This window comes from Mycobacterium parascrofulaceum ATCC BAA-614 (assembly GCF_000164135.1).
Taxonomy (GTDB): Bacteria; Actinomycetota; Actinomycetes; order Mycobacteriales; family Mycobacteriaceae; genus Mycobacterium; species Mycobacterium parascrofulaceum.
The window spans coordinates 509,577-528,422 of the sequence record NZ_GG770555.1 but is presented as its reverse complement, the minus strand read 5'-3'; the positions used below and the strand labels follow the sequence as shown (position 1 = coordinate 528,422).

General features: G+C 70.0%; 20 protein-coding genes and 1 riboswitch. Of the genes, 10 read left to right on the top strand and 10 right to left on the bottom strand.

The window, feature by feature from the left end; all coding sequences use genetic code 11:
* The 3 genes from HMPREF0591_RS17920 to modA all read right to left on the bottom strand — a co-directional run.
* A partial coding sequence (locus HMPREF0591_RS17920; RefSeq protein WP_007170047.1) for an ATP-binding cassette domain-containing protein occupies positions 1 to 446 on the bottom strand: 446 nt, incomplete at its 3' end.
* Positions 443 to 1,249: an ABC transporter permease gene (locus tag HMPREF0591_RS17915; RefSeq protein ID WP_083212404.1), complete on the bottom strand. Its 807-nt coding sequence runs from the start codon at positions 1,247 to 1,249 to the stop codon at positions 443 to 445. The genes HMPREF0591_RS17920 and HMPREF0591_RS17915, both read right to left, overlap by 4 nt.
* A gap of 3 nt (positions 1,250 to 1,252) precedes the next feature.
* A complete protein-coding gene (modA, locus tag HMPREF0591_RS17910; protein ID WP_007170045.1) occupies positions 1,253 to 2,014 on the bottom strand; it encodes a molybdate ABC transporter substrate-binding protein in 762 nt (253 codons plus the stop codon).
* Positions 2,015 to 2,273: 259 nt separating this feature from the next.
* Here modA and HMPREF0591_RS17905 point away from each other — a divergent pair, with 259 nt between their 5' ends.
* From HMPREF0591_RS17905 to HMPREF0591_RS17890, 4 genes are all read left to right on the top strand, one after another.
* On the top strand, positions 2,274 to 2,951 hold the full coding sequence (locus tag HMPREF0591_RS17905) for an SDR family oxidoreductase (protein ID WP_007170044.1): 678 nt from the start codon (positions 2,274 to 2,276) through the stop codon (positions 2,949 to 2,951).
* A gap of 59 nt (positions 2,952 to 3,010) precedes the next feature.
* Positions 3,011 to 3,928, top strand: a complete 918-nt coding sequence (locus HMPREF0591_RS17900; protein WP_007170043.1) for an LLM class F420-dependent oxidoreductase — start codon at positions 3,011 to 3,013, stop codon at positions 3,926 to 3,928.
* A gap of 116 nt (positions 3,929 to 4,044) precedes the next feature.
* Positions 4,045 to 4,425 carry a DUF4189 domain-containing protein gene (locus HMPREF0591_RS17895; protein WP_007170042.1) on the top strand — a complete coding sequence of 127 codons (381 nt, stop codon included), beginning with the start codon at positions 4,045 to 4,047 and terminating at the stop codon, positions 4,423 to 4,425.
* 182 nt (positions 4,426 to 4,607) lie between these two features.
* Positions 4,608 to 5,996 (top strand): NAD(P)/FAD-dependent oxidoreductase, encoded by a 1,389-nt coding sequence (locus HMPREF0591_RS17890; protein WP_040623055.1) that lies wholly within the window; start codon positions 4,608 to 4,610, stop codon positions 5,994 to 5,996.
* Here HMPREF0591_RS17890 and HMPREF0591_RS17885 read toward each other — a convergent pair.
* A complete protein-coding gene (locus tag HMPREF0591_RS17885) occupies positions 5,993 to 6,640 on the bottom strand; it encodes an urease accessory protein UreD (protein ID WP_007170040.1) in 648 nt (215 codons plus the stop codon). The two genes, HMPREF0591_RS17890 and HMPREF0591_RS17885, sit on opposite strands and share 4 nt — an antisense overlap.
* Positions 6,640 to 7,317 (bottom strand): urease accessory protein UreG, encoded by a 678-nt coding sequence (ureG, locus tag HMPREF0591_RS17880; RefSeq protein ID WP_007170039.1) that lies wholly within the window; start codon positions 7,315 to 7,317, stop codon positions 6,640 to 6,642. The genes HMPREF0591_RS17885 and ureG overlap by 1 nt, the downstream gene beginning before the upstream one ends.
* Before the next feature lie 188 nt (positions 7,318 to 7,505).
* Positions 7,506 to 7,568, top strand: a riboswitch (guanidine-III (ykkC-III) riboswitch).
* Between the two features lie 114 nt (positions 7,569 to 7,682).
* Between ureG and HMPREF0591_RS17875 the strand changes: the two genes are divergently transcribed.
* From HMPREF0591_RS17875 to HMPREF0591_RS17860, 4 genes are all read left to right on the top strand, one after another.
* Positions 7,683 to 8,846: an agmatinase family protein gene (locus HMPREF0591_RS17875; RefSeq protein WP_007170038.1), complete on the top strand. Its 1,164-nt coding sequence runs from the start codon at positions 7,683 to 7,685 to the stop codon at positions 8,844 to 8,846.
* Between the two features lie 678 nt (positions 8,847 to 9,524).
* Positions 9,525 to 10,856: a PPE family protein gene (locus HMPREF0591_RS34425; protein WP_482805245.1), complete on the top strand. Its 1,332-nt coding sequence runs from the start codon at positions 9,525 to 9,527 to the stop codon at positions 10,854 to 10,856.
* Positions 10,857 to 10,900: 44 nt separating this feature from the next.
* The gene (locus HMPREF0591_RS17865) at positions 10,901 to 12,214 is read left to right on the top strand and encodes a PPE family protein (protein WP_157137519.1); all 1,314 of its coding nucleotides are present in this window, start codon (positions 10,901 to 10,903) and stop codon (positions 12,212 to 12,214) included.
* A gap of 67 nt (positions 12,215 to 12,281) precedes the next feature.
* Entirely contained in the window at positions 12,282 to 13,886 is a 1,605-nt protein-coding gene (locus HMPREF0591_RS17860) for an APC family permease (protein WP_007170034.1), read from the top strand.
* 17 nt (positions 13,887 to 13,903) lie between these two features.
* On the opposite strand, the gene HMPREF0591_RS17855 is transcribed toward HMPREF0591_RS17860, so the two are convergent.
* From HMPREF0591_RS17855 to HMPREF0591_RS17835, 5 genes are all read right to left on the bottom strand, one after another.
* Positions 13,904 to 14,539 carry an urease accessory protein UreF gene (locus HMPREF0591_RS17855; RefSeq protein WP_007170033.1) on the bottom strand — a complete coding sequence of 212 codons (636 nt, stop codon included), beginning with the start codon at positions 14,537 to 14,539 and terminating at the stop codon, positions 13,904 to 13,906.
* A gap of 6 nt (positions 14,540 to 14,545) precedes the next feature.
* Complete coding sequence (locus HMPREF0591_RS17850) at positions 14,546 to 16,267, bottom strand: urease subunit alpha (RefSeq protein ID WP_007170032.1); 1,722 nt, start codon at positions 16,265 to 16,267, stop codon at positions 14,546 to 14,548.
* Positions 16,267 to 16,578, bottom strand: a complete 312-nt coding sequence (locus HMPREF0591_RS17845) for an urease subunit beta (protein ID WP_007170031.1) — start codon at positions 16,576 to 16,578, stop codon at positions 16,267 to 16,269. Before HMPREF0591_RS17845 ends, HMPREF0591_RS17850 begins: the two co-directional genes overlap by 1 nt.
* Positions 16,575 to 16,877 carry an urease subunit gamma gene (locus HMPREF0591_RS17840; protein ID WP_040623053.1) on the bottom strand — a complete coding sequence of 101 codons (303 nt, stop codon included), beginning with the start codon at positions 16,875 to 16,877 and terminating at the stop codon, positions 16,575 to 16,577. Before HMPREF0591_RS17840 ends, HMPREF0591_RS17845 begins: the two co-directional genes overlap by 4 nt.
* Before the next feature lie 63 nt (positions 16,878 to 16,940).
* Positions 16,941 to 17,354 carry a PaaI family thioesterase gene (locus HMPREF0591_RS17835; protein WP_007170029.1) on the bottom strand — a complete coding sequence of 138 codons (414 nt, stop codon included), beginning with the start codon at positions 17,352 to 17,354 and terminating at the stop codon, positions 16,941 to 16,943.
* Positions 17,355 to 17,657: 303 nt separating this feature from the next.
* Between HMPREF0591_RS17835 and HMPREF0591_RS17830 the strand changes: the two genes are divergently transcribed.
* Both HMPREF0591_RS17830 and HMPREF0591_RS17825 read left to right on the top strand, forming a co-directional pair.
* The gene (locus tag HMPREF0591_RS17830; protein WP_007170028.1) at positions 17,658 to 18,077 is read left to right on the top strand and encodes a BlaI/MecI/CopY family transcriptional regulator; all 420 of its coding nucleotides are present in this window, start codon (positions 17,658 to 17,660) and stop codon (positions 18,075 to 18,077) included.
* Between the two features lie 14 nt (positions 18,078 to 18,091).
* On the top strand, positions 18,092 to 18,846 hold a 755-nt coding region (locus tag HMPREF0591_RS17825; protein ID WP_007170027.1), incomplete at its 3' end, for a M56 family metallopeptidase.

Below are 18,846 nucleotides of genomic sequence, written 5' to 3'. Positions count from 1 at the left end.
ATCGCCACCCGCTGGGCCTGGCCGCCGGACAGCTGCCGCGCCCGTCGGTCGGCGAGTTGCTCGGCGTCCACCTCGCGCAGCCAGCGCAGCGCCGTCGACTTCTCCGTGGGCCGGCCGCGCCACGGCCGTCCGCGGCGGCTGTGCGGTCCGAAGGCGACGTTGGCGGCGACGCTCATGTGCGGGAACAACAACGGATCCTGCAACAGCAGGCCGACGCGGCGGTCGTGGGTCGCCACGTTCACCCCGGCCGCGGTGTCGGTCAGCACCCTGTCCCCCAGCCGCACGAGGCCGCGATCCGGGCGAATCAGGCCGGCGATCACGTGCAGCGCGGTCGATTTACCCGCGCCGTTCGGCCCGAGGACCGCCAGCACCTCGCCCGCCGACACGGAAAAGTCCACGTCCAGGTGCCGGTCCGGCACGACGGCGCGCAGCTGCAATTCGCTCATGGCCCCGGCTGCCTCGCTTCGGCGCCACTCAGCCGGCCGGTCCCGAGCCCCAGCACCACCAGCGCCGCCACGGCCACCAAGAGGATGGACAACGCCACCGCCGCGTCGGGGTCGGTCACCCGCTGCAGGTAGATCTCCAGCGGCAGCGTGCGCGTGACTCCTTGCCGGGACCCCGCGAAGGTCAACGTCGCGCCGAATTCACCCAGCGAGCGGGCGAACGCCAGCACGGCGCCCGACATCAGGCCGGGTCGCAGCAGCGGCAGGGTGACCCGCCACCACACCGTGCTGGGGCGCGCGCCCAGGGTCGCCGCCACCACCTCGAAGTCCGCGCCGGCGGTGCGCGCGGCTCCCTCCAGGGAGATCACCAGGAACGGCAGCGACACGAAGGTCTGCGCCAGCACCACCGCCGTGGTGGTGAACGCGATACTGACACCCGCCGCCTCGAGGTACCTCCCGAGCAGCCCGAGCCGGCCGAACGCGTAGAGCAGCGCGATGCCGCCCACCACCGGCGGCAGCACCAGGGGCAGCAGGATCAACGGCCGCAGCAGCCGCACCGCGCGCGCCCGGCTGCGGGCCAGCACCAGCGCCAGCGGCACGCCGAGCAGAACGCACAGCGCGGTGCTGGCGGCGGCCGTCCGAAGGCTGAGCAGCAGCGCGGTCTGCGATGAGGAGCTGGTGATCAACGACCAGAAGTTCGGCCAGTCGACCTTGACCGTGATGGCCAGCAACGGCAGCACGACGAACACGGCCCCGGCCGCGGCGGGGACGTACACCCACCGCGGCAGATCCGTAGGCCGGTGCACGATTCAGGGCTTGGCGAAGCCCGACTCGGCCAGGATGCTTCGGCTGGCGTCGCCGGTCACCATGGCCACGAACCGCTGCGCCAACGTTGGTTGCGGCGCGTTCTTCAACACCGCGATCGGATAGACGTTCACCGCGCCGGCGGCCTCCGGGAAGCTGACGGTGGTGACCTTGGCTCCGGCGCTGTGGGCGTCGGTGACGTACACCAGCCCGGCGTCCGCCTGCCCGGTGGTGACTTTGTTGAGGACATCGGTCACGCTCGGTTCCTCGCTGACCGGGTGCAGGCGTACCCCGGTGCGGTCCTCGACCCGCCGGGTCGCCGAGCCGCAGGGCACCGGCTGCTGGCAGATCACCACGCCCAGTCCCGGCCTCGCGAGGTCGGCGAACGATCCGACCCTCTTGGGGTTGCCGGGTGCGGTCACGATCACCAGCGCGTTGGACGCGAAGTTCGTCGGGTCGGCGGCCAGCAAACCCGCCTTGGCGACGACGTCCATCTGCGCGGTGTCCGCCGACGCGAAGACGTCGGCGGACGCGCCCTGCGTCAACTGGATGGCCAGTTCGGACGATCCCGCAAATTCGAATTCGGCGGCGGCGTCCCCGTTTTCGTCCTTGAACCGCCCAGCGATCTGCGTGAAGGCGGGCTTGAGCGAGGCGGCGGCGAACACCACCACCTTCTTGGCCCCCGCGGCGGGTTTCGAACCGCACCCGACCAGGCCGGTCACCAGCACCAGGGCAACCACCCCGGCCAGGATCCCGATCCGCCGCATGCGTGCACCCTAACCCGCCGATGATGCGGCCCGCGGGGCGGCCGAACGGTCGCAAAAAAGTGGACGGCCAAATAGTTACGGAAATGATCCGCGCGTCGTGGCGGGAAGAATTTCCCCGACTAGCTACTGTCCAGTAACATCGACGGGGATTGATGCCATAACGCGCTGAGATCCGGGCAGGTCTGGTCAGCGGCCCCGTGGGTTTCCGGGCCCCACGGCACTGCCGGGCCCTGGGTTCAACGTTGAACACGAGGAGGTCATGGCAGTGGAGGTGCTGGTCACCGGCGGGGACACCGAGCTGGGGCGCGCAGTGGCCGAAGGCTTCCGCGATGACGGTCACAAGGTGACCCTCGTGGGGGCGCGGCGCAGCGAACTCGAGATCGCCGCCAAGGAGCTCGACGTCGACGCGATCGTCTGCGACACCACCGACCCGGCCAGCCTGACCGAGGCTCGTGGCCTGTTCCCCCACCACCTGGACACCATCGTCAACGTGCCGGCTCCCTCCTGGGAAGCCGGCGACCCGCGTACCTACTCGATCGCCGACACCGCCACCGCCTGGCGGAATTCTCTGGACGCCACGGTGCTTTCGGCGGTGCTCACGGTGCAGACCGTGGGTGACCACCTGCGTTCGGGGGGCTCCATCATCAGCGTGGTGCCCGACAACCCGCCCGCCGGAAGCGTCGACGCCGCGATCAAGGCGACCCTGTCGAACTGGGTCTCGGGGCAGGCGAGCATCTTCGGCACCCGCGGGATCACGGTGAACGCCGTGGCCAGCGGGCGCAGCGCCCAGCCCGGGTATGACGGCCTCTCCCGCACGCCCCCGTCCGTCGCCGCCGAGGTCGCCCGGTTGGCGCTGTTCCTGACCAGCCCGTCGGCCCGGCACATCACCGGCCAGACGCTGCACGTCAGCCACGGCGCGCTCGCGCAGTTCGGCTGAGGGCGTAATCCGCGGCCGAGCGGTATCGCCCCGCGCCCGGCCGCACTACGGTAGGTCGCGTGGCTATTCGACTCGGTCTGCAGATTCCCAATTTCTCCTACGGCACCGGGGTGGAGCAGCTCTTCCCCACAGTTCTGGCTCAGGCCCGCGAGGCCGAATCCGCCGGTTTCGACTCGGTCTTCCTGATGGACCACTTCTACCAACTGCCCATGCTGGGCGACCCCGACCAGCCGATGCTGGAGGCGTACACCGCGCTGGGCGCGCTGGCCACCGCCACCGAACGAGTTCAGTTGGGCACCTTGGTGACTGGCAATACCTACCGGAACCCGACGCTACTGGCCAAGATCATCACCACGCTCGATGTGGTGAGCCAGGGCCGCGCGATCCCGGGTATCGGGACCGGCTGGTTCGAACTCGAGCATGACCAATTGGGTTTCGAGTTCGGCACCTTCACCGACAGGTTCAACCGGCTCGAGGAGGCGCTGCAGATCATCCTGCCGATGATCAAGGGCGAGCGGCCGACCTTCTCGGGCAAGTGGTATCAGGTGCGCGAGGCGCTCGCGAATCCTCGCTTCCGCGAACACATTCCGCTGATGATCGGCGGTAGCGGCGAGAAGAAGACCATCCCGCTGGCCGCCCGCCATTTCGACCACCTCAACGTGATCGCCGGATTCGACGAGCTGCCGGGCAAGTTGGACGTCGTGCGACGGCGCTGCGAGGACGTCGGCCGCGACCCCGCGACGCTGGAAACCAGCACGCTGACCACGGTGCTGATCGACGAGAACGCCAAGCCCGATCAGATTCCGGCCGAGATGACCCAGCGCATGGTGGTCGGCAGCCCCGACTCGGTCGCCGACCAGATCAAGACCAAGGTGGTGGACGCCGGCATCGACGGCGTGATCATCAACCTGCCGTTCTACACCCCCGGCGTGGTCAGCGCCGTGGGTGCGGCGCTGCGTCCGGTCGTCGGCCTTTAGCCCCGGCACCGCTCGTGTGGAGTCGCGGATCTCTCACGCCGCGGTAATACTTCCAGGGAGAAGTGTTCACCTGGGCCACAGCGGCGCAGCGCGGAAGGAAAGGGCCGGGACAGCCCATGACGAAACGAGCCCTGGCGGCGGTCGCGGCCGGTATGGCATTCGCCGCACCGCCGATCGCGCACGCCGACAACAACTGGATCGCGATGGCGATCTCGGACTCCACCGGCCACATCAACATCGCCGACGGAGCGGCCAGCCAGGGCGCGGCCGAGAAGGCGGTGATGGACACCTGCCGCAAGAGCATCAGCGACTGCCGGCTGCTGGCCAGTGGGCAGGGCGGCTGCGTGGCGCTGGCCGTGAACGCCGCCCACTCGCGATACTTCGGGGGCTGGGGCCCGACCCGCGAAGACGCCGAAGCCCAGGCGCTCGAGCGTGCCCCCGGCGGAACCATCCAGGCCGGCCACGACCACTGCGCGGGAGAGGGCTCCAGTCAGTAAGGCGGCGGCCAGCTGATAGCTGCGCCACAGCGCCCGGCGCCCACCAGGGGATTCGCTCCCGCACACCGTTAGTGTTGCAAACAACACATGGGTATCAACTAGGTTTCCGGGTACCCGCCTGACTAGCGTTGTGGCTAACTGCAGTCGCGTGTCCAAAAGCCCCCGTCAGGAGCAGCGGAAACATGATCCCCCCACCAGAAACCACAGCTGGAACCAAGCGTCGCCACCAGGTGGTGATCATCGGTTCGGGATTCGGTGGCCTCAACGCGGCAAAGAAGCTCAAGCACGCGGACGTGGACATCAAGCTGATCGCGCGCACCACCCACCACCTCTTCCAGCCCCTGCTGTACCAGGTGGCGACCGGCATCGTGTCCGAAGGCGACATCGCGCCGCCCACCCGCGTCGTCCTGCGCAGGCAGCGCAACGTGCAGGTGCTGCTCGGCGACGTGACGCACATCGACCTGGCGAGGAAGTTCGTGGTGTCCGATCTGCTCGGCCACACCTACGAAACCCCTTATGACAGTTTGATCATCGCCGCGGGTGCGGGCCAGTCGTACTTCGGCAACGACCACTTCGCCGAGTTCGCGCCCGGCATGAAGTCGATCGACGACGCCCTGGAGGTGCGTGGCCGGATCTTGAGCGCCTTCGAGCAGGCGGAGCGGTCGCGTGACCCCGAACGACGCGCCAAGCTGCTGACGTTCACCGTCATCGGCGCCGGCCCCACCGGTGTCGAAATGGCCGGGCAGATCGCGGAATTGGCGGCCCACACGCTGAAGGGCTCGTTCCGCGGCATCGACTCCACGAAGGCGCGGGTGATCCTGCTCGACGCGGCCCCCGCCGTGCTGCCGCCGTTCGGCGAGAAGCTCGGCGATCGGGCGCGCGCCCGGCTGGAGAAGATGGGCGTGGAGATCCAGCTGGGGGCGATGGTCACCGACGTCGACCGCAACGGCATCACGGTCAAGGATTCCGACGGCACTGTCCGGCGCATCGAGTCCGCCTGCAAGGTGTGGTCCGCGGGCGTGCAGGCCAGCGGGCTGGGCCGGGACCTGGCCGAGCAGTCGTCGGTGGAACTCGACCGGGCCGGCCGGGTCAAGGTGCTGCCCGACCTGTCGGTGCCGGGGCATCCCAACGTGTTCGTGATCGGCGACATGGCCGCCGTCGAGGGCGTGCCGGGCGTGGCCCAGGGCGCGATCCAGGGTGCCAAGTATGTGGCCGGCATGATCAAAGCCGAGCTCGGCGGGGCCGACCCGGCGGAGCGCGAGCCGTTCCAGTACTTCGACAAGGGGTCGATGGCGACCGTCTCGCGCTTTTCCGCGGTGGCCAAGGTCGGCCCGCTGGAGTTCAGCGGCTTCATCGCCTGGCTGATGTGGCTGGTGCTGCACCTGGTTTACCTGGTCGGATTCAAGACCAAGGTCAGCACGCTGCTGTCGTGGACGGTGACGTTCCTGAGCACCCGGCGCGGACAGCTGACCATCACCGAGCAGCAGGCGTTCGCCCGCACCCGCCTCGAACAGCTGGCGGTGCTCGCCGCGGAAGCCAAGCGGCCGGCGGCCGCCAAGCGGGCCAGCTAACCGGCCAGCCGGTCGGCCTGCCACGTGCTCAGCAGCCCGCCGCCCGCCAGCATCAACACGGTCGAACCGGCGTCGATCGCGGCGTGCGCGAAAGCCGTTTCCGGGTAGCGCAATTCGTGGATCGACGCACGCGGCGCCGCGATGACGTCGTCGGCCGGCGACCCGGCGCCCAACTCCACCCGGTGACGAAGCACCGGGCGGTCGGCGCAGTCGGCGCGCAGCGATCCCGACCAAAAGCCTTCCCGCTCTTCGCATCTGCCGACCTGCACCCGCTCGCGGAAGCGGACCTGGGCCCCGTCGTGCAGGAAGAAGGTGGCGCTCGAGATGTGCCGGGCGTCGGCGGCGACCACGGTCGGCTCCAGGTCGATGTCCAGCGTTCCGCTGACCGCCACTTCCCAATGGGCGTGCGAGGTCAGCGCTTCGGCCCCGGGCAGGGCCACGGTGGCGGCGGCGCTGCGCAGCCTGAGGCGGGCGCCCGGCTCGACGACGACGCGGATGTCGATGCTGTCGCCCCCCAACGGCGTCGCCGCGGCCGACACCAGGTGGACCGTGTCGGGCGCGGTACGCCGGGCCGCCAGCCCGCCGCGGCACTCGATGCGTGGCAGCCGGTTCGGATAGGCGACCACCAAGACCTCGGACCGCATCACACGGTGGCCGCCTCCCGCAATTGCGTGCGGACCCAGGACAACACCTGTGTCGCCGCCGGGTCGTCGGCCAGCGACTGCAGCACGGTGGGCCGCCCGTCGCGCACCGCGGCGGCGTCGTCGGCCATCACCTGCAGGTCGGCGCCCACCAGGGGCGCCAGGTCAGTCTTGTTGACCACCAACAGATCCGAGTAGGTGACGCCGGGTCCACCCTTGCGTGGGACCTTGTCGCCGCCGGCCACGTCGACGACGAAGATCTGCACGTCCACCAAGCCCGAGGAGAAGGTGGCGGTGAGGTTGTCGCCGCCGGATTCGACCAGGATCAGGTCCAGTGGCCCATGGGCGGCGATCAGGTCGTCGATCGCGTCGAGGTTCGCGGTGATGTCGTCGCGGATCGCGGTGTGCGGACACCCCCCGGTCTGCACCGCCGCGATGCGGTCGTCGGGTAGCACCGCATGCCTGCGCAGGAAGTCGGCGTCCTCGGTGGTGTAGATGTCGTTGGTCAGCACCGCCAGCGACAGTTCGTCGCGCAACTGCCGGCACAGCGCGGCGACCAGCGCGGTCTTGCCGGACCCCACCGGGCCACCGACGCCGACGCGCAGCGGCTCCCCGGGTTGTCGGACCCGTCGCGGTCGCTCGACGTGTGGATGCGGGTGGCTGTGTGAATGTGTTGGCATCTCGTGTCTTTCAGCGGACTGGTGGAAGTGGTTCGCGCACGGGCGCGTTGGTAGGCAGCGTATCGACCGCATGATGGCCACGTCGTGCAGGTCGCGCTGCGCCCGCCCCAGCCATTGCCAGGAAAGTCACAGCTGTCTGCTGGCTTCGCGAAGTTGCGGACGAAGGTCGAACAGGTACCTTGTATGACGGCGCGCCGAAACGGCCGCCCGGACGAGTTCGCCGTACCCGGAGAGCGACAAGACGGTGACCGCGGGATGCCTGGCGTGCCGGTCAACCGAAAACGGTCTGCGAACTTCTCCTCCGTTTAGTTTCGGTCGTCGGGGCATCCTCCGCCGTGAATTGAAACTCGACGAGAGGATTTTCGATGTTCAACCCGTTCGCCGGCCAGGCCGACATTCCCAACCGCGAGGGCGCGTGGGCGCAGCAGGCCGAGGCCGAGCTGTCCACGCGCCGTCACCGGGAAGAGATCGACCGGTGCATCAGCCACGGGCTGGAAGCCGCCCCCACCATCAACGACCGCACTCTGTCGACCTTCGCGCGCGGTGAGTTGCCCCACTTCGCCGGCGAACGCGGGACGTTCCTCAAGGCCCCGTTCCTCGAGGATGTGAACGACGTCGCCGACGCCGAGGTGGCGGTCTTCGGGGCGCCGCTGGACGCCGGGACCACCTACCGTCCGGGAACGCGGTTCGGGCCGATGGGTATCCGCCGGTCCACCAACCTGTTCGGCACGTATTGCTACGAGCTGGGTGTGGACCTGCGCGAACAGCTCAACATCGTCGACATCGGCGACGTGGTCACGATCCCCGCGAACATCGAGAAGTCGTTCGACCAGATCAGCCAGGCGATGGCCCACGTGGTTTCCAAGGGCGTCTTCCCGGTGGTGCTCGGCGGCGATCACTCGATCGGCTTCCCGACCGTGCGGGGTCTGGCCCCCTACCTGGACGGCAACGTCGGAATCATCCACTTCGACCGCCACGTCGACACCCAGGAGACCGACCTCGACGAGCGGATGCACACCACGCCGTGGTTCCACGCCACCAACATCAAGAACGCCCCGGCCACCAACCTGGTGCAGATCGGGATCGGCGGGTGGCAGGCGCCGCGCGCCGGTGTCCAGGTGGGACGTCAGCGCGGCAGCACCGTCATCACCGTCGGGGACGTCGAGCGCGTCGGGATCGAAAAGGTCGCCGAAATCGCGCTGGAAACGGCGTGGAAAGACGCCAAGGCGGTGTACCTCTCGTTCGACATCGACGTCATCGACGCGGGATTCGTTCCCGGCACCGGCTGGCCCGAGCCCGGCGGCCTGCTGCCGCGCGAGGCCCTCAACCTGATCCGGATGATCTCCGAACCGGGGCTGAACGGCATCGAGGTGGTGGAGTGCTCACCGCCGTACGACTGGGCGGAGCAGACCGCGCTGATGAGCAGCCGGGTCATCCTGGACAGCCTGGCCGTGATGGTCCGGGCGGGCAAGCTCGGCAAGAAGCCCGCGGCGCTCAAGCGCCACGCGTGGGGGCCCTTCTCCGACTGACGTTCCGCTCACGACGCCAGCGCCGCCAGCACCGTCGGCAGACATCGACGATTGAATTGCTGGTCGGCCACATAGCAAATAATGCTGCGCACCGCGTCCGCGGTGGCGGCTGCGCGGGATGCCCCGGGTCGGGCCGCCACCCACCCGGGGCCCGGCGAACCCACCGCGCCGCGGGCCGCGCCGGATTCTTCCCACAGCGGGCCGGGCGCCGGTTCGGTGCTCCGCCCCAGAGTGCTTGGTGAGATGGCTCTCTCGCATCGACGGGCCGCCATGCCGACCGGGCCCCAATGACCACCGATCCCGACGAACGCCCCCCACAGCTAGCTGGCACGCCCGGCTCGGTGGTGGCCGCGACCGGCCCGGGCGTCAACCGGATTCAGCCACCCAGGGTCATTCCCAGCAAATTCTCAGCAGTTAGCCATGGTTGTTCCAGCTTCAACTATGAATATTACCTATTGTGCGGCAACGAGACGGCGGTGCGTCGCTCTGCGCCGCGGCATGGCGATGCGGGCGTTCGGGCGCCACAGCACGGGTGCGCGAGCCATGGCGCACGGAACCAGGGCACCAAGCCGCCGACCGACTCGGGCTCGGAATCGGCGATTGGGCGCCTGACCGGCTGCTTCTGGGGGTTTTCTAGTGGATTTTGCGGCGTTACCGCCCGAGGTCAACTCCGGGCGGATGTACGCGGGCGCGGGGGTGGGACCCCTGGTGTCCGCGGCGGCGGCCTGGGAGGCGCTGGCGGCGGAGCTGAGCTCGGCCGCCGCCTCCTACCGGGCGATCGTTTCCGAGCTGACGGGTGGATCGTGGGCGGGCCCGTCGTCAAGCGTGATGGCCGCGGCGGCGGCGCCCTACGTGTCGTGGATGAACACCACCGCGGCTCAGGCGCAGCAGACCGCCGGCCAGCTGGGGGCCGCGGTGGCGGCCTACGAGGCGGCGTTCGCGGCGACCGTGCCGCCGCCGCAGATCGAGGTCAACCGGGCGTTGTTGGCGTCGCTGGTGGCCACCAACATCCTCGGGCAGAACACCCCGGCGATCGCGGCCACCGAGGCGCAGTACGCGGAGATGTGGGCCCAGGACGCCGCGGCCATGTACGGCTACGCCGGAGCGTCCGCGGCGGCCACCCGGCTGACCCCGTTCGCCGCACCGAAGCAGACCACGAACACGAACGGCACGGCCATGCAAGCCAACGCGGTCAACCAGGCCGCGCAATCGGCGACAGGGTCCAGCACGCAGTCGGCGCTGAACACCGTGCCCAACATGCTGCAGAACATCTCGGCGGGCTCGATCGTCAACCCGTCGAACCTGGACCCGGGGCTGGGCAACCTGTTCGGCCCGAGCAGCGGCCCCACCGGCCTCAACGAGCTCACCCAGAACATCGGCAACTGGGCCCTTGTCATCAGTGGGCCCCTGTTCACGGCGTCCGGCATCACGCCCCTGATGGGCGGCCTGTACGGGCTCGCGTTGCCCACGGCAGTGGCCGTGGCGGGCGACGTGTCCCCGGCGGACGCGGGGCTGGGCACCCTGGCCAATTCGCCGGTGTCGGGAAGTCTGGGCAACGCCGGGGTGTCGGCGGGCCTGGGCGAATCGGCCACCGTCGGCAAGCTGTCGGTGCCGCAGGCCTGGGCGGACTCCCCCGCCGTCCGGCTCGCCAGCAGCGCATCGCCGCTGTCGACGGCCGGGCTGGGCGGCGTGCCGCAGGCCGAGGCGGCCGCGCCCGGTGGCTTCTTCGGCATCCCCCCGGTGGGCAGCCTGGTCAACGCGCCCAGGGGCGAGCAAACCCGCGCCCGGACCGGCGCCGGCCAGAAGGTCGTCCCGACGGGACCGGCCGGGCCCGGGGCCGACGAGCGCGCCCCGGTGCCGGCCGCCGCGCCGCAACGACCCCGCAAGCATGTCGCCAGCGCGCTCAGCGAACGCGAACGCGAGGAGCTCGAGAAGCTGCGCAAGGAGATCGCCGAAGTGGCGACGGAGCGTGACGCGGCGGCCCGCCTGATCAAGGAGGCGATGCTGTGACCGTCGACTTCGCGGCGCTGCCCCCGGAGGTCAATTCCGCCCGGATGTACGCCGGCGCGGGCGCGGGCTCGTTGGTGACCGCCGCGGCGGCCTGGGAGAAGCTGGCGACCGAGTTGAGTTCGGCCGCCGCGTCGTACCGGGCGATCGTGTCGGAGCTGACGGGTGGGCCGTGGGAGGGCGCGTCGTCGGGGACCATGGCGGCCGCGGTGGCGCCCTACGTGTCGTGGATGAACACCACCGCGGCGCAGGCCCAGCAGACCGCGAGCCAGCTGGGCTCGGCCGCCGCGGCCTACGAGGCGGCGTTCGCGGCCACCGTGCCGCCGCCGGAGATCGAGGTGAACCGGGCGTTGTTGGCGTCGCTGGTTTCCACCAACGTCCTGGGTCAGAACACCCCGGCGATCGCGGCCACCGAGGCGCAGTACTCCCAGATGTGGGCCCAGGACGCCGCGGCGATGTACGGCTACGCCGGGGCTTCGGCGGCGGCGACGCGGCTGACGCCGTTCGCCGCGCCGCAGCAGACCACCAACCAGTCCGGGACGACCAACCAGAACTCGGCGGTGATGAAGGCCATGGCGACCGGCGGGTCGAACACCACGTCGACGCTGTCGAACATCCCCAACATGCTGAAGCAGTCTTCGGCGGGATCGTCGGGAACCACCGCCGGGTCGGGGGGGTCGCTGGTGGACCTCTTCAACAACTTCAGCGAGAACACCATCGGCTACCAGATCCTCTCCGAGGGTCTCAACTTCGACGCCTCCGGTGCGCTGTTGACCCTGGCGCCGCCGGTGGCCGCGGCCTGGAACCCGTTGGTCGATTCACTGTCGGCACCGGCAAGCGCGGCGTCCCAGGTGTCGGGGGCCGGTTCGGCTTTGGTGAATTCGTCCGCGCCGGCCGCACCCGGGGTCTCGGCCGGCCTCGGCGAGGCGGCCTCGGTGGGCAAGCTGTCGGTCCCGCAGTCGTGGAGCGCGTCCCCCGGGATCCGGCTCGCCGCCACCGCGCTGCCCAGCGCCGGGCTCGACGGCCTGCCGCAGGCCGGCGCCGTCGCACCGGGCTTCTACGGCGGCATGCCGCCGATGGGCCCGGTGGCCAGCGTCGTCAACGCGCCGCGCGGCGAGCAGGGACGGCTGCGAGCCGGCGCGCGCCACAAAGTGATTCCCGCGCTGGCCGGCGAGACCGGCATGCACGACGACCCTGCCGCACGCTGGGCCGCGACCAACGCAGCCGCCGAGGACGACGGCGCGTCCAGCGAACGCGACGAGCTCGTCGCGCTGCGTAAGGCGATGGCCGACGTCACCCGGCAGCGAGACGTCCTCAAGCGCACGGCCGCGACATTGATCAAGGAGGCGACGCAGAAGTAGCGACACCCGTCACCCCGGTGACGGGACTTCACCGGAACTATCTCGACGACGATTGGAATCAGCGCAGATGTTCTTCACAAAGCCGGCCAACCGGTCCCCGGCGGGCTGGGAAGGCGACGTGGCCGTCGACTCGAAACCGATTGCGGCCCAGGACGAATTGAACACCGCCACCGCGGCGGCGCAGCCCGCCGGCGCGCCGGTGGAGCCCTCGCTCGACGACGAGGACCAGGCCCAGCTCGAGGCGCTGGGCTTCCAGTCCGACTTCAGGCGGGACATGAGCCCGTGGGCGAACTTCTCGCTGGGCTTCACCTACCTCTCACCCGTGGTCGGCATCTACACGGTGTTCGCGTTCGCGCTCGCCACCGCGGGCCCACCGATGATCTGGAGCCTGCTGATCGCCGGCATCGGACAGATGCTGGTCGCGCTGGTCTTCAGCGAGGTGGTGGCGCAGTTCCCGGTGGCCGGTGGCGTCTACCCCTGGGCCCGCCGGTTGTGGGGACGCAAATGGGCATGGATGACCGGCTGGGTCTACATGTTCACACTGCTGGCGCTGCTCGCGGACGCCGCCTACGGTGCGGGCCCGTACGTGGCAGATGTGTTCGGCTTCAAGCCTTCTCCGCATGCCACGGTGCTGTGCGCGCTGATCATGCTGGCCCTGGCGACCGTCATCAACCTCACCGGCACCAAGATTCTCGGCTACTTCGCCATCTTCGGCTTCAGCGCCGAGCTGATCGGCGCCATCGTGGTCGGCGTCTGGCTGCTGTGCACGCAGCGCCACCACAACCTCGGCGTGCTGTTCCACAGCTTCGGCGCCGAGGGCAAGCACAGCTACACCTACGCCTTCCTGGCCGCCAGCCTGATCGCCCTCTACCAGTTCTTCGGCTTCGAGGCCTGCGGTGACGTCGCCGAGGAGGTCCGCAACCCGGGCGTGCAGATCCCCAAGGCGATGCGCCGCACCATCTACGTCGGCGGATCGGCGGCCACCTTCGTCTGCCTGAGCCTGATCCTGTCGGTCACCGACTTCGGCGCGGTGATCAGCGGCAAGGACCGCGATCCGATCGACACCATCCTGAAGACGGCGTTCGGCGGCGTCGGCGCCAAGATCGTCCTGTGCATCGTGTTGATCTCGTTCGTGTCGTGCGCGCTGAGCCTGCAGGCCGCCGCCAGCCGGCTCATCTACTCCTACGGCCGCGACGACATGATCGTCGGCTCAAAGCTGTTGGCGCGCTTCGACCACAAGCGGCACGTGCCGCCCTACTCCCTGCTGATCGCGGTCATCATCCCGGCGGTGCTGATCGTGGGGTCGCTGATCTCCAGCGACGCGCTGACCAAGCTGGTCAGCTTCGGCTCGGTGGGCGTCTACATCGCCTTCCAGATGGTGGTGCTGGCCGCCCTGCGCGCGCGGATCAAGGGCTGGGTGCCCAAGGGTAAGTACCGGCTGGGCCGGTGGGGAGTGCCCGTCAACATCGGCGCACTGATCTACGGTGTGGCGGCCATCGTCAACCTCGCCTGGCCGCGCGACTCGCACCAGCCCTGGTACGACGACTACATCATCCTGCTGATGTCGGTGACCATCATCGCCCTGGGCATCCTGTACCTCGCGTTCACCCGGGCCCACGCCAAGAGCGATGCACCGCACGCCGACGCGATCCCGGAGCCGGCCCGAAACTAGCTGCCGCGCGGCGCGATTCAGGACACGAAGAGCGGCCGCTCGCGTTCGCTGTGCCGCTGCGCGAGCGTGTCGAGCAGCGGGTCGGACAGCTCGGCCAGCCCGACGGCGGCTTCGCTGGCGGTGCGCTCGCACAGCTCGGCCAGCCGAAACGTGCACGCCGCCACGTCGGCCGGGTCCAGGGCCAGCAGCCGCTGCGCGGCGGTCGCCGAGCCGGTCATCGTGGTGTAGACGAGCGTCAGGGCGGTCTGCTCGGGAGCGAGCCCGCTCACGGCGCCGACCCGCCCCGCCGCGACCGCGAGGTGCGGCTGCGCGCCGATGTCGTCCCAGCGGGCGTCCGGCCAGACTCGCCGTGCCAGCCGTGCCAGCCCGCGGCCCTGGCTGCGTGACGCGTCCCTCGCGGCCGGGGCGGGCGTGCGGGCGTCGGTCTCCAGATCGGCCGCTTGCGGGCCGAGCTCACCGCGATGGACCGCCGCCGCGATCGAGGCGGTGACCAGGCCGGAACTGCGAATCCGGCGGCGCAGGAAGGCTTCCAGCGTGTCCAGGTCGGTCACCAGCCCGCTGGTGATCGCCTCTTCCACGCCGCCGGAATGCACGTGGGCCCCGGCCGGCAGTCGGGAGTCGGCCAGGGTGAGCAGCGTCGCCAGTGCGGACATGGGTGCTCAGAACAGGAAATAGCGTTGCGCCATGGGCAATTCCGCCACCGGGTCGGGCTGCCAGACCTCGCCGTCGATCCGTACCGTGAACGTATCCGGGTCCACCTCGATGTCGGGCAGGGCGTCGTTGAGCGGCAGGTCCGCCTTGGCGAGCCCGGTGGTGTTGCGCACGGGGGCCAGCCGCCGGTTGACCGCCAGCCGTTCGGTCAGGCCGGCCTCGATCGCCTGCGGCGCAACGAAATGCACCGACGTGGCGGCCGCCGCGGCCGGCGCCGCGCCGAACATCGGGCGCGGAAGCACCGGTTGCGGCGTCGGGATCGAGGCGTTGGCATCGCCCATCGCCGCCCACGCGATCATGCCGCCCTTGAGCACCGCGTGCGGGCGGACCCCGAAGAACGCCGGCTCCCAGAGCACCAGATCCGCGAGCTTGCCTACCTCCACCGAGCCGACCTCGTGGTCGAGGCCGTGGGCGATGGCCGGGCAGATCGTGTACTTGGCGACGTAGCGCCGCGCCCGCATGTTGTCCGCGGCGCCGTCGCCGGGCAGGGGCCCGCGGCGGCGTTTCATCACGTGCGCGGTCTGCCAGGTCCGCATCACGACTTCTCCGATGCGGCCCATCGCCTGGGAGTCGCTGCCGATCATCGAGATCGCGCCGATGTCGTGCAGCAGGTCCTCGGCCGCCATGGTCGACGGCCGAATGCGGCTTTCGGCGAAGGCCAGGTCTTCCCGCACCTGGGGATTGAGGTGATGGCAGACCATCAACATGTCCAGGTGCTCGTCGAGGGTGTTACGCGTGTGCGGACGGGTGGGGTTGGTGGAGCTGGGCAGGACGTTGGGTTTGCCTGCGACGGTGATGATGTCGGGGGCGTGGCCGCCGCCGGCGCCCTCGGTGTGATACGTGTGGATCGACCGCCCCGCGATAGCGGCCAGGGTGTCTTCGACGAACCCCATCTCGTTGAGGGTGTCGGTGTGCAACGCCACCTGGACGCCGGCGGCGTCGGCGACTGTGAGGCAGGCGTCGATGGCCGCCGGCGTGGACCCCCAGTCCTCGTGCAGTTTGAAACCCGAGGCGCCGCCGCGCAATTGCTCCCACAGCCCCTCGGCGCTGACGGTGTTTCCCTTGCCCAGTAGCGCGACGTTCACCGGCCAGCCGTCGAGCGCCTCGAGCATCCGCTCCAGGTGCCATGACCCCGGTGTCACGGTGGTGGCCTTGGTGCCCTCGGCGGGCCCGGTGCCGCCGCCGATGATCGTCGTGATGCCGGACCCGAGCGCCTCGGGCAGCAACTGCGGGCAGACCAGGTGCACGTGGCAGTCGATGGCGCCGGCGGTGACGATCCGGCCGTTGCCGGCGATGACCTCGGTGGACGGCCCGACCACCAGGTTCGGGTGCACGCCCGTCATGGTGTCGGGGTTGCCGGCCTTGCCGATCGCGCAGACGCGGCCGTCGCGAATACCGATGTCGGCCTTGATGATTCCCCAGTGGTCGATGATGACCGCACCGGTGATCACGGTGTCGGGCGCCCCCTCGGCGCGCGTGGCGAGCCCCTGGCCCATCGACTCGCGCAGCACCTTGCCGCCCCCGAACACCGCCTCGTCGCCGGCCAACCCCGGTCCCCCGCTGCGGTCCTCGGTGATCTCCACCAGAAGATCGGTGTCCGCCAACCGGATCCGATCCCCGGCGGTGGGGCCGAAGAGCTGGGCGTAACGGTCCCTCGACAGGCCGGCCATCAGGCGTCCAGCCGTCCGGGCGGGTCCAGGGTCAGCCCGTGCACTTCCCGGCGCCCGCGCAGCGGGACCAACCGGACGGTATGGGGCACACCGGGTTCGAAGCGCACGGCGGTGGCCGCCGCGATGTCCAGCCGGTAGCCGTGCGCGGCGGCGCGGTCGAACGCGAGCGCGGAGTTGGCTTGGGGCAGATGGACATGGCTGCCCACCTGCACGGGACGGTCACCGGTGTTCATGATCTGCATCTCGATGCGCTCCGCGTTCGCGTTGATATCGATATCGCCGCTGCCGTAGAGGATTTCGCCCGGAATCATGGGATCGGGTGGTGCACTGTGACGAGTTTGGTGCCGTCGGGGAACGTCGCCTCCACGGCGACTTCGGGCAGCATTTCCGGCACCCCCTCCATCACGTCGTCGCGGCTGAGCACGTCGCAGCCGCTGGCCATGAGCTCGGCGACGGAGCGGCCGTCGCGCGCACCCTCGAGAATGTGGTCGGTGATGATGGCAACGGCCTCCGGGTGGTTCAGCCGCAAGCCCCGGGCACGGCGTCGGCGTGCCAGTTCGGCGGCGTAGGACAACAGCAATCGCTCTTGTTCGTGCGGCGTAAGGAGCACGTTCTCCGATCCTGCCACGACGCCCGGGGGCGCCGGCGCCCGGCCACGTGTAAGGCCGCTGGGTTACGCCTCGAGGTTCTGCAGCCGCACCTGTCCGCGGGCGACCGTGCGGCCGTCGCCGTCGGTGATGGTGACCAGCCACAGCTGTTGACGCCGACCGCGGTGGATCGGTTCGGCGGTGCCGTACACCATGCCCGAGCCGATGGAACGCAGAAAGTCGGTGTTGTTGTTGACCCCCACGACATTCCCCCCGCCCCGGGTGGACAGCCAGGTGTAGGCGGCCACGCTTGCCATGCTCTCGATGATCGAGCAGTAGACGCCCCCGTGCACGAGGCCCATCGGCTGCAGCAGCTTCGGGGTGACCTCGAGCTGGGCCCGGGCGCCGTCGGGGCTGAGTTCGGTGAATTGCAGCCCGATCTCCTGATCGAAGGGCGCGGTGAAGTCCGGCGGGATGGTCGTCTCCGGGGGCGGTGGCACGTTCTGTGTCTACACCATCGGTCGGTCGGCCCGGTTCCCGGCGCGATGACCGGCCGGAGAAACGGCCCCCGGAAACGGCTGAGCCCCGTGCCACCCGGGCACGGGGCTCGCCGATCGAGTAGACCGGGGGTCACTGCAGCCCTCAGGACTCGCCGCGGTCGCTGTTCGCTCGACCCGGTTAGCATAGGCAAGGCTGCCCTAATTTTGCAAGCTGCTTTTCGGCGGCGCGGTGATGACCTTCGGTACGACCGTCGGTAGTAACCGGGAGTAAGATGTTGCTCGACGCTCAGGAGAGAACGCACTATGGCCAAACTGACCCGGCTGGGGGATCTGGAACGGGCCGTGATGGATCACTTGTGGTCCACGCCCGAACCTCAAACGGTCCGCCAGGTTCATGACGCGTTGTCCGCGCGCCGCGACCTCGCCTACACGACGATCATGACCGTCCTGCAGCGGCTGGCCAAGAAGAATCTGGTCTCCCAGATCCGCGACGACCGGGCCCACCGATACGCACCCGTGCACGGTCGCGACGAGCTGGTCGCCGGCCTCATGGTCGACGCGCTCGCCCAAGCCGAGGATTCCGGCGGCAGGCACGCCGCGCTCGTGCACTTCGTCGAGCGGGTTGGCGCCGACGAGGCGGACGCGCTGCGGCGGGCGCTGGCCGAACTGGAAGCCACTCACCGCAAAACCGCGCCATCCGCTGGCGCGTCGCCGGAGGACTGAGGGAGACTGGCAGCGTGTCCGCGCTGGCCTTTACCATCCTCGCGGTGCTGCTCGTCGGCCCGGTGCCGGCCATGTTGGCACGCGCGAGCTGGCCGCTGCGCGCACCCCGTGCCGCGATGGTGTTGTGGCAGGCCGTCGCACTGGCCGCGGTCCTCTCCGCATTCAGCGCGGGCATCGCGATCGCGACTCGGCTGCTCATGCCCGGCCCGGACGGGCGGCCCACCGCCAGCATTGTCGGCGACGCCGGCCGGCTCGGGTGGCCGCTGTGGGTCGCCTACGTCGGCGTTTTCGCGCTGACCGTGCTGGTCGGCGCCCGATTGATGGTCGCCGTGGTTCGGGTCGCCATCGCCAATCGGCGGCGGCGGGCCCATCACCGCATGGTGGTCGACCTGGTCGGCGTCGGCCACGGCGCGGCGCTCCCCCAGCCGTGCGCCCGCACGCGCGACCTCCGCGTGCTGGACGTCCCGCAGCCGCTCGCCTACTGCCTGCCCGGCGTGCGCAGCCGGGTGGTGGTCAGCGAGGGTGCGCTGAGCACGCTCGCCGACGCTGAGGTGGCGGCGATCCTCACCCACGAGCGGGCGCATCTGCGCGCCCGGCACGACCTCGTCCTGGAGGCCTTCACCGCGGTGCATGCCGCGTTCCCCCGCTTGGTGCGCAGCGCGAACGCGCTCGGCGCGGTGCAACTGCTCGTCGAGCTGTTGGCCGACGACGCCGCCGTGCGCGCGGCGGGCCGCGCTCCCCTGGCGCGGGCCCTCGTCGCCTGCGCCTC

Bases quoted from the DNA above. Each gene is read 5' to 3' on its own strand.
- modA (WP_007170045.1), bottom strand. From the start codon at position 2,014: ATGCGGCGGATCGGGATCCTGGCCGGGGTGGTTGCCCTGGTGCTGGTG.
- HMPREF0591_RS17905 (WP_007170044.1), top strand. From the start codon at position 2,274: ATGGCAGTGGAGGTGCTGGTCACCGGCGGGGACACCGAGCTGGGGCGC.
- HMPREF0591_RS17895 (WP_007170042.1), top strand. From the start codon at position 4,045: ATGACGAAACGAGCCCTGGCGGCGGTCGCGGCCGGTATGGCATTCGCC.
- HMPREF0591_RS17890 (WP_040623055.1), top strand. From the start codon at position 4,608: ATGATCCCCCCACCAGAAACCACAGCTGGAACCAAGCGTCGCCACCAG.
- HMPREF0591_RS17885 (WP_007170040.1), bottom strand. From the start codon at position 6,640: ATGCGGTCCGAGGTCTTGGTGGTCGCCTATCCGAACCGGCTGCCACGC.
- ureG (WP_007170039.1), bottom strand. From the start codon at position 7,317: ATGCCAACACATTCACACAGCCACCCGCATCCACACGTCGAGCGACCG.
- HMPREF0591_RS17875 (WP_007170038.1), top strand. From the start codon at position 7,683: ATGTTCAACCCGTTCGCCGGCCAGGCCGACATTCCCAACCGCGAGGGC.
- HMPREF0591_RS34425 (WP_482805245.1), top strand. From the start codon at position 9,525: ATGTACGCGGGCGCGGGGGTGGGACCCCTGGTGTCCGCGGCGGCGGCC.
- HMPREF0591_RS17865 (WP_157137519.1), top strand. From the start codon at position 10,901: ATGTACGCCGGCGCGGGCGCGGGCTCGTTGGTGACCGCCGCGGCGGCC.
- HMPREF0591_RS17860 (WP_007170034.1), top strand. From the start codon at position 12,282: ATGTTCTTCACAAAGCCGGCCAACCGGTCCCCGGCGGGCTGGGAAGGC.
- HMPREF0591_RS17855 (WP_007170033.1), bottom strand. From the start codon at position 14,539: ATGTCCGCACTGGCGACGCTGCTCACCCTGGCCGACTCCCGACTGCCG.
- HMPREF0591_RS17850 (WP_007170032.1), bottom strand. From the start codon at position 16,267: ATGGCCGGCCTGTCGAGGGACCGTTACGCCCAGCTCTTCGGCCCCACC.
- HMPREF0591_RS17845 (WP_007170031.1), bottom strand. From the start codon at position 16,578: ATGATTCCGGGCGAAATCCTCTACGGCAGCGGCGATATCGATATCAAC.
- HMPREF0591_RS17830 (WP_007170028.1), top strand. From the start codon at position 17,658: ATGGCCAAACTGACCCGGCTGGGGGATCTGGAACGGGCCGTGATGGAT.